The organism is Deltaproteobacteria bacterium, from assembly GCA_019308995.1.
GTDB lineage: Bacteria > Desulfobacterota > Desulfarculia > Adiutricales > JAFDHD01 > JAFDHD01.
Genome location: JAFDHD010000027.1, coordinates 21,047 through 30,374, shown reverse-complemented (window position 1 = coordinate 30,374; position 9,328 = coordinate 21,047). Strand labels below are relative to the sequence as shown.

Here is a 9,328-nt window from a genome sequence, read left to right as displayed (position 1 = left end):
CGTCTTACCATCGCCATTGGTATCTAAGGTGAGCTTTTTAGCCGCCGCCTCTAATTCTTTCCAGTTTGTGGGAACTTTGACATTGTATTTTTCAAATAAATCTTTCCGATACATCAGAACCTGGGGATTATTGCTGGTAGTGATACCGATAGTCTTGCCATTAATTATGGAACGTACGCGCGGGTAAATATCCTCATAGTCATAATCTGGAGAAGTGAGAGCCGAATCCTTGATATATTTATCCAGGGGTTCAAGCCAGCCAGCCGCGTTATACTGGTAATTGGTTTTCATCATACCCTGAAACATGTCTAGGTCCTTGTTCTTGGCCGCCAGTTCCATCAGGAGCTTGCGGCGTAATATAGCTGAAGAATAGTGTTCGGCTATGACCTTTATTCCGGTCAGTTGTTCAAATTCCTTGATATGCTTCAGAGCAATAGGTGTAAAAGCGCTTTTGGACAAGATTATTCGGATGGTCGTGCCTTCATACTTGCGCCAGTTGAAATCAGATGCGGCAAAGGCAACTACAGAAAAAAGTAAAAGAAAAAGAACTGTAAACGTTGTAAGAAAACCGAATTTTTTGACCTTGCTTTTGTTCATTTTCCCCCTCCTTGAAATAAGATTCATTGTTGAATATTAATTAACCCACTTATTACCTGGGGATTGGTCATCAAGGCTCTTCCCCCATTCCTTTGTTAGAGGTGAAAAAAGTCCCTAAAAAATATTAGGTCAAGTAGTTATCACTTCCCCTTTTAAACACTGCCAGAAAATTTGACAGATTCCTCAAGGGTTGTCAAGGTTATTTTTTTTTGTGCCTTAGGGTTTTTCAAACTTCGAATCTAACAGCATAGCTAGCGGTACTCTCAGTCATTCATGGTTTCGAACCGAAGTTTATGTGAGAAAAAAACTGTAAATAACGCCTAGTCAATTCGCAAGGGAATGGGGCGCAGGGTTGCATTTAAAAAACGGACCTATTTGAACAGCTTGGGTTAACGGGCCGGGTTAATCGAAAAGCGCCTGAATAAATGACGCAGCCTCGAAATCCTTCAAATCGTCCATTTTTTCGCCAAGGCCGATGTAACGGATGGGCAGGCCAAATTCGCAGGCGATGGCTACCAGGATGCCTCCTTTGGCCGTACCGTCCAGTTTGGTCATAGCCAGATGAGTCACCTCCACAGCCTCGTTAAACAGCTTGGCCTGGCTGATTGCGTTCTGTCCGGTGGTCGCATCCAGAACGAGTAAAATCTCATGGGGCGCGCCGGGCATCTCCCGATCGGCGATGCGCTTGATCTTTTTAAGCTCTTCCATAAGATTGACCTTGGTATGGAGTCGTCCAGCAGTATCAATGATAACGATATCTGTTGCCCGGGCCTTGGCTGCATGAAGGGCGTCGAAGACCACTGCGGAAGGGTCAGCTCCAGACTGCTGCTTTATAAGTTCCGCCCCAACCCTTTCACTCCAAATCTGAAGCTGCTCGATAGCCGCAGCCCGAAAAGTGTCCGCTGCTACAAGCATAACCTTCTGATCTTGGCTGATGAAACGGTGAGCCAGCTTAGCGATGGTCGTGGTTTTCCCTACGCCGTTAACTCCCGCCACTAGGATCACGTATGGATGGACGCCTTTGTCTGGTTCATGTTGAGGAAGTGAAAGAATCTTAAGGATCTCCTCTCGCAGCACATCCTTGAGCCGCTCAGGGGAACTCAATTCGCGGCGAGCCACCTTGTCACTGATGGCCTTGATCAGGGTTTGGGTGGTTTGAACGCCCAAATCTGAGGTAATAAGGATTTCCTCTAAGTCATCCAGGACATCATCGTTAATTTCCTTTACACCAAGGACAAGATGATCAACACGGGTGGTCAGAACGGCTCTGGTCTCAACCAGGCGTTCTTTGAGGCGGGAAACAAAACTTTTTTTTTTGCTCTCTGATGGTGAGGCTTCTTTAACCAGGCTGGTTAGAGGTCCTTCATGGGCCTCTACTCTCGTGACTCCCGATTCACTGGTCTCAACTGTGTGCTCCTTAATAACAGTATGATTATCATCTTCACGATCTAAGGCGGATTCCTCTATTCCTTGATCCTCTGCCTTAGATCGTTTGAACCATTTGATCATCTTCTAATTTTTCCTCAATTTCGGATAGATTTACGCTTACCATCTTCGAGACGCCTGGTTTCTCCATGGTCACACCATAAAGGGTCCCTGCCATCTGCATTGTCCGTTTATTATGAGTCACCAGAATAATCTGCGAGGTTTGTCCCAATTTATTTAGAAGCCGATTGAAACGGTCTATATTGGCTTCATCCAGAGGGGCGTCTATTTCATCGAGCAGGCAGAAGGGGCTTGGCTTGATCAGGTAAAGTGAAAAAATCAAGGCCAGGGCGACCAGGGCTTTTTCACCGCCGGAAAGAAGACTCATAACCGTTAACTTCTTGCCCGGCGGATGCACATGAATCTCGACGCCGCAGTCCAGGGGATCGGTTTCATCGGTTAAGGCCAGCCAGGCCTCTCCGCCATCGAACAGGATCGGAAATACCTCCCGCAACTTCTGGTCCACAGCCTGAAAGGTATTGTTAAAACGAATCTTACAGGTACGGTTGATACGAGAAATGGACTCCTTGAGGTTTTCTATGGACGCTACTAAATCATCATACTGCTCTTTGTAGAAATCATAGCGCTCCCGCAGTGCTTCTTCCTCACTGATGGCCGTGAGGTTGACCTCGCCTAACCCTTCGATCTTACGCCTAAGCTCATCCCGGTGATTTTGAGCCTCAATTATGTCAAAATCAGGTTCCGGTCGGAGCTGAAGTTCTTGAGGCAGATTGGCAAGGTTAAGGTGATATTCGTCTTCGATCCTTGTCAGAAGATTTTGCTTCTTGAAAGCAACTTCCTGGAGATCCAGGTCCTGTTTATTGATCTGTTCGTTCATTTCTTCTCGACGCCGTCTTTCCAGACGCAGCTCATTTTCCTGCGTATTGAGCTCGGCCCTCAGATTATCGAGGCGACCGCGCTCAAAGGCAACATTTTCTTGCGCTTTGGCTAGACGATCGTCAAAACCTTCCATAGAGCGATGAATTTCTTCTTTTCGAGCCAGGAGCCTTTTCACTTCAGCCTGTAATATTTTAAAATCATTATCCTTAACCTCAAGCCCTGACTCGGTCTCTTTTATCCACTCCTCTGTCCTGACTTCGTCCCGCTTAAGTGTTCTTATACGCCCATCCAGAGTATTTATCCTGAGGGATACTTCCTGTTGTTTTTCCCTGGCCGTCTCAAGCTCCTGTGCATGATAAAGAAGCCCCTCTTCGGTGCTTTCTAACTCCAAGCTCAAGTCAGAGGCAACCTTCTCCAGGTTCTCCTTTTCCCGTTTTGCAGAATCTTTCTCAGCGGTTAATTGTCTGGCTTTGGCTTCCTGCGCTTCTAATGTCTGAATAAGGGCGGCCAGGCTGCTTTCAGCTTCCTCACAGCGCACATTTAAAACGGAAAGACTCTTCTCCGCCTCAAGTAATTGCGTATTTATCTCCTGATAAGAGCGCTCATCTCCAGCGAGAAAATCTGTGCTTTCGTTGACTTTATGCCGCCAGACTTGAGCAAGATCGGCTAACCGCTTTTTTGCGTCTTCAAGGGCCTTGATCTCAAGGGTGAGCTTTTCGATCTCATGACGATGAGCCAGTAATCCCTGTTCCTGATCCCTTGGTTCTCCCCCAACAATCAGGCCGTCTTGACCAAAGTAAGCCCCATCCCGGGTCAAAATGGCATGACCCGGACCCAGGGCCAGGGCTTCGGCTATGTTATCAACCAGCTCATACTCTCCCAGCAAGGCACGGGTCAGGTTCGTTTCTGCACCAAGCCCCTGACCAGCTAATGAAATAAAGCCGCAGCGGCCCAGCTTATGAGCTTTGAGGTAATCCAGAGCTGAAATGGCGGCCGCCTGGTCTCGGACTAAAATATACTGAAGCCGCTCCCCAAAAGCTGCTTCCCACGCCATCTCATAGCCGGCTGGAATTGTAATCTGTTCAGCCAAAGGACCGATGACTCCAGCCGCCTTCATTTCAGGAGAGGCCATCAGGGCTTGGACCGCTTTTGAATACCAGCCAAAGTTGGCTTGAAGATCCTTAAGCGTAGCCAATCTCGAGGACACTCGCGTCAGGTCAGACTCAACCTCACGTGTCTGTTGATCGAGTGACTCAAGCTCGGCCTGGCTGGTCTTAAGCTTTTCTCGTCTTGAATCCAGCCTTTTCTGAATTTCCTCTTGAAAAGAAGTTAATCCATCAATCTTCTGGGTTAATTCCTGAATCTGTTCGGTTAGCGGTTCCAATTCAGATCTGTGCTTTTCGATCGCAGCAGTGATCTCTTCTCGCCTTTGAGCCTGGCTTTGAGCCATTCGTTCATGAGCTATGATCAGCTCTTCCACGCGACCCAACCTGGTCCGAACCTCAGCCAACTCCTGCTTCAATCTATCTCTTTGGGCTAGAGCTAACTCATATGTCTGATCTAATTTATTGAAATCAGATTGAGATTCAACCTGGACCGACTTCTGGCTTTCCAGTTCTCCTTCAAGCTGACCCATCTCTTCCTGAATACAGGCCAATTCCTCTCTTCGGATACGATGCTGGTCTTTGAGACGGGATACCTCTATGGTCAGATTCTCCTGCCGGGAATTGGTCGTTGCAATCTGGTTTTGAATAAAATCCTTCTCCTGGCAAAGAGTGTTGAACTCATTCTTGAGGCTGTAAAGTAGATCAGCTTTGGTTTCAATGATTTTTTCTTGCTCAACAATGGATAGGCGGGTGCCTTCCAGGCCAACCTCCATTTTCTCCACATTGGTCAGATGAGAAACAAGACAGGAATGAAGCTCATCCCGCTTTTCGCTTAAAATTGATTGCTGCCTCTCCAGATCCTTTAATTGAACAGACGCCAGACTCAGATCAATCTCCTTAAGTTCAGCCTTTAGCGTGCGGTAACGAACAGCCTTTTTCGATGCCCGGGCAATGCTGTTAAGCTGACGCTTGGTTTCAGCCATTAAGGTTTGAATGTGAACTAGATTCTGTTCTGTGACTTCAATCTTGCGTTCCGCTTCTTTTTTCTGGGCTTTATAACGGGTGATACCAGCAGCTTCATCAATCAGGATGCGGCGCTCTTCAGGCCTGAGGTCCACCAGGGCCCCAATGCGGCCCTGCTCAACAATGGAATAGGTCTTGGTTCCCATGCCTGTTTCCATAAACAATTGAATGATGTCCTTGAGACGGCATGGCAGGTTGTTAATAAGATATTCACTATCTCCTGACCGGTACAGCCTCCGCGTAACCGTTATTTCGCTCAATCCCTTAAAATGTTCATACTCGCGGCTGTCCCCGTTGGCAAAGGTCAAGACTACTTCGGCCAATCCGGCTGGCTGGTGAGAATTCGTACCATTAAACAGCACATCGTCCATCTGACGACCGCGAAGCTGTTTGGCGCTCTGTTCTCCCATGACCCAGCGAAAGGCATCCACAATATTGCTCTTTCCGCAACCGTTCGGTCCAACTATGGCGCTGATTCCTTTGGAAAAGATCACCCGTGTCCGTTCCGGGAAAGATTTAAAGCCAACAATATCCATACTTTTGATCTTCATTGGCACCTTCTCGCTTCTTCGGTTCAATCAACCGATTGAAACCTTGATCTTTAAAATCAAAAATAAAGCCAGATAATTTTCAAAAATGGTATCAGGCTTTATTAGGTTTGTAAAGTAGAAAATACTATGTAATGTATATTTCTTCTTCGCAAACACAATATCTTGTGCTATTTTAAGCGCAAGGTTTAGCTGATTCATAATACCAGAAAATTATGGTGTCATATAATTTAAAGAGCAGTCATTCGCCTTAAGTTAGGAAATCTGGTCCAGGGAAATTAATCCGGGAAGCGGTTCCTTTTCCAAGCGGTTCCTTTTCCAAATTGAAAAAAATCATGATTCATGGTATATCAAGAAACCATGAGGAACATAAGGGGTGGTTCTCTAGTTTGGCCGGAACCAAGCGATTTTTAATTTTTTGTATAGAGTTCCTATTAACGGCTAAGGAAATGTTGTTTCTTAAGAAAAGGCCTGGATCAGGAATAATCATTGGGTTGATCTGCATTCTAACATGTATGGCCGCCACCTTCACATCTTTTGCCCAGGAAGACCCGACGATTTCTTTAGTGAAAACAATTATTATTCGCGATTATAAGGGCTTGAAGGTAAGCAGTGATGAGTATGTTGTCCAGCCAGATGATTTTGTGCTTAAAATCCTCAAGCAAAGAGGTGTGGTCAAAGAGCTGATTGTCCAAAGAGAAATCCTGGATCTGATCAGAACCCTTAATCCTGATCTAGAAGACCCCAACAAGATCTATCCAGGCCAGAAATTGATCCTCCCAATCGGTCCAATCAAAGGGTTGAGGTCTTTAGAAGAACAGCCTGCCCCAGCCCCGGCTCGAAAAACGGCCCAAATCAGCCCGGACACCAAAATCCCGTATCGGCTTCAGCGCGTCAGGCAAGGAGAAAGGCTTGTCCTTTATCTGCGCCGAGAAGGCATCCCAGAGAGGCTAATATTTAATGAATACATGAACCTGGTCATGAAGCTGAATCCTCAAATTAAAAATAGAAATCTTATTTATCCTGGCCAGGTCATCAAGATACCCGTTCTGAACCCTTCAATGAAGGCGGCCTTAACGGTTCAGATAAAATCCCGCAAGAAAACGCCGGAAAAAATAACCGCAACGGCTCAGTTAAAAACCCCGGAAAAAAAGCCGCAACCCCCCCGGCCCGTCACTGTCAAAAAACCTGAGGCCAAGCCGCAGCCAAGACCAAAGAAAGAAAAGGTTGCCGCCCTTCCGCCGCCCAAGCTACCTGAATCAGAGGCCCTGGTGACGCGGGCCGCACTGGGCATTATCTTTACTCGAATCGGCGAGCAGTTCATTTCTACCGGACAGCATTTTTTACCATTGAAATCCGGTGGCCAGGTGACACTGAATACATCCAGCTTCCCTATCATTAAATTACGCAATGGCCATCGCATCATCCTGGACCTGGGTCGGCGTTTACCCGAACAGGTGATCCGCCTGATTCGGGCGGAGTGGTCAGGATATACTATCTTTCAGACCAAACCTCGCGAAAATCTGAAGGAACTCCTGGAACGCCTTTTCAAGGAATGCAACTACCCTAAGATCCATGAAAAAGGCCAGCCTGTTATTATTAGCCAAACAATCAAGATTAAGCTTGAAGCAGACTGGATTATCTTCCCTCAGGAAGAAGACCTGGCAGCGAACCAGCCTGTGGTTCTCAACCTGCTTTCTTCCCGTCGAATGGGTACGTTTCCCGAAGCTGCCGCTTACCTGGCCGATCAGAAGGTAAGAGTTATTGATTTCTATCCCCAAGGCAATTTGATCGGTCCTGAGCCCCTGGCTTCCCTTCAGCAGACTGATAAGGTTTTAGAGACCATAACTTCAAAAAATTCCATGAGCTTCCTCATGGCCCTTTTGGAACTCCTGGGCCAAAAATTCACGGTCAATCTTTCCATTCCAGTTATCAAAGACGCTGAGACTGAAAAGAATTTCAGTCTGAGCGTTCATATCCCACTTTATTTTAGCCGGAATGGTACCGATTACCTCGTGCGTCAGGAAGACCTCTCTAAGGATTTAACACAAATACTTGAACAACAAGGTGCTAAGGTCATTGTTTTGCATCCTAACGAGGATGCCATTGCCGCCGCTAGAACGATCCTTTCCGCTGTGGAACAGGATCATAAATGGGGTCTGGTTCTTAAGGCTTCCCCGCGGCCATCCGATCGAAATGTGGAGTTTACTATCCCCGGATTGATCGTCAATACCAGCGATGAGCCGCTTTTTCTTACGCCCTTGGAGATACCGCTCCAGCTTCTTCCTCTGCTGGCCAAAAAAAACATTCGTACAATCCGGTTTCTCATTAATAAATCCATAAAAATTAAACTGGAGCAATTCTGATAATCCCTGTGAAAAAGATCTACTGCAACCTTAGATGATTTTTTTTCAAACCGTCCATTACAATTTAACTTGACATGTAAAGCCTGAAAGGTGAGCATATAAGTGTTTTAAAAAGATGAAGGCAGCCGGCTGACTGCCTTTGCAGCTTGTTTGTTCCATTTAAAAAATAGGAGGAGTTACAGATGGCTGAAACATCGCTTTATCAACAATTGGCTGAGGCGATCGGAGTGGGAGATTCTCAAATTATACCTGAGATTTTTCAAATGTTAGCGAACGAAAATGAAGCCAAGGTTATTCTTGCGGCGGCGCCTCCGGCGACCGCGGAAGAGATTGCTGAAAAGGCCGGCCTTCCAACAGATGATGTCGAAAAAATGATGGAGCCTTTGTTTAAAAAAGGCTTGATTTTCATGTCCAAAAAAGCTGGCCCAACCCGTTATTATCGAGTCAGACAGCTATTTCAATTTCATGACTCCACGATCCTTACAGAGGGTGTGTCCCAAGAATTTTATGACCTGTGGAAGAAGTACATGGACATTGAATTCAGGCAGCATCATAAAAGATTTGAATCCTCTCTCCCCAACTCGGTTGTGAGGGTCATACCGGTTAATATAGTACTCGAACCGGACGCCAGGATTGCTGCCTTTGAGGATGTCAAGCAGATCGTGCAGGATGCCGAAAACCTGGCCGTAACGAAATGCACCTGCCGCACAGTTGATGGCAAATGCGGAAAGCCGGTTGAGGTATGCATCCAGGTGAACCGCTCCGCTGACTATGCTCTTCAACGTGGCACAGGTAGAAAACTCACCCCAGAAGAAGCCATCGAGATGCTAAAAATGTGTGAAGAGGAAGGCCTGGTGCACGTCATTGGAAATAGACAAGCCATAGGTAATGTTATCTGTAACTGCTGCTCGGATTGCTGCATCAACTGGCCGGGCCCCAGAACATCACCTGTAAATTTTACCGCACCCAGCCGCTTCACAGCCGTGGTTGATGCTGACCTGTGCACGGCCTGTGAGACATGCCTTGATAGATGTCATTTTGAAGCCATTACCATGGAAGGCGAAGATGACACGGCCCTGATCAACGCTGATCTCTGTATGGGATGCGGTCTCTGTGCTGTAACCTGTCCCAGTGGAGCTATGACTTTGGAGGAAACAAGATCGGAAGAATTTGTTCCGGCTTAAATTTTTAAGTGCGAGGGAAAATTTTCTAGCAGGGAAGCGCCACCCTTGTGCAGAACTTTCCCCATAAATTTTGAGCCGTTGACACAGCGATAAAGCACTGAGCTATTATTACATGGGCCTCCGGGCCACCAGCTTCTGATAACCTCTAATTTTTTGAAAAAGTTCAGATAAATTCAGCC

At 46.6% G+C, this 9,328-nt stretch carries 5 protein-coding genes; 2 read left to right on the top strand and 3 right to left on the bottom strand.

Annotated elements, in window-relative coordinates; genetic code table 11:
* The 3 genes from JRI95_06825 to smc all read right to left on the bottom strand — a co-directional run.
* Positions 1–597, bottom strand: a 597-nt coding sequence (locus JRI95_06825; GenBank protein ID MBW2061264.1) for an extracellular solute-binding protein, incomplete at its 3' end; no start/stop codon positions are given.
* 402 nt (positions 598–999) lie between these two features.
* Positions 1,000–2,106: a signal recognition particle-docking protein FtsY gene (gene ftsY / locus JRI95_06820; protein MBW2061263.1), complete on the bottom strand. Its 1,107-nt coding sequence runs from the start codon at positions 2,104–2,106 to the stop codon at positions 1,000–1,002.
* Positions 2,081–5,602, bottom strand: a complete 3,522-nt coding sequence (smc, locus tag JRI95_06815; GenBank protein ID MBW2061262.1) for a chromosome segregation protein SMC — start codon at positions 5,600–5,602, stop codon at positions 2,081–2,083. Before smc ends, ftsY begins: the two co-directional genes overlap by 26 nt.
* A gap of 491 nt (positions 5,603–6,093) precedes the next feature.
* Between smc and JRI95_06810 the strand changes: the two genes are divergently transcribed.
* Together JRI95_06810 and JRI95_06805 are read left to right on the top strand one after the other, a co-directional pair.
* A complete protein-coding gene (locus JRI95_06810; protein MBW2061261.1) occupies positions 6,094–7,965 on the top strand; it encodes a LysM peptidoglycan-binding domain-containing protein in 1,872 nt (623 codons plus the stop codon).
* A gap of 182 nt (positions 7,966–8,147) precedes the next feature.
* Entirely contained in the window at positions 8,148–9,149 is a 1,002-nt protein-coding gene (locus tag JRI95_06805; GenBank protein ID MBW2061260.1) for a 4Fe-4S binding protein, read from the top strand.
* Positions 9,150–9,328: the final 179 nt, after the last annotated feature.

What these genes read in the sequence shown, in the direction of transcription:
- smc (MBW2061262.1), bottom strand. Translation starts at nt 5,602, where the DNA reads ATGAAGATCAAAAGTATGGATATTGTTGGCTTTAAATCTTTCCCGGAA.
- JRI95_06805 (MBW2061260.1), top strand. Translation starts at nt 8,148, where the DNA reads ATGGCTGAAACATCGCTTTATCAACAATTGGCTGAGGCGATCGGAGTG.
- ftsY (MBW2061263.1), bottom strand. Translation starts at nt 2,106, where the DNA reads ATGATCAAATGGTTCAAACGATCTAAGGCAGAGGATCAAGGAATAGAG.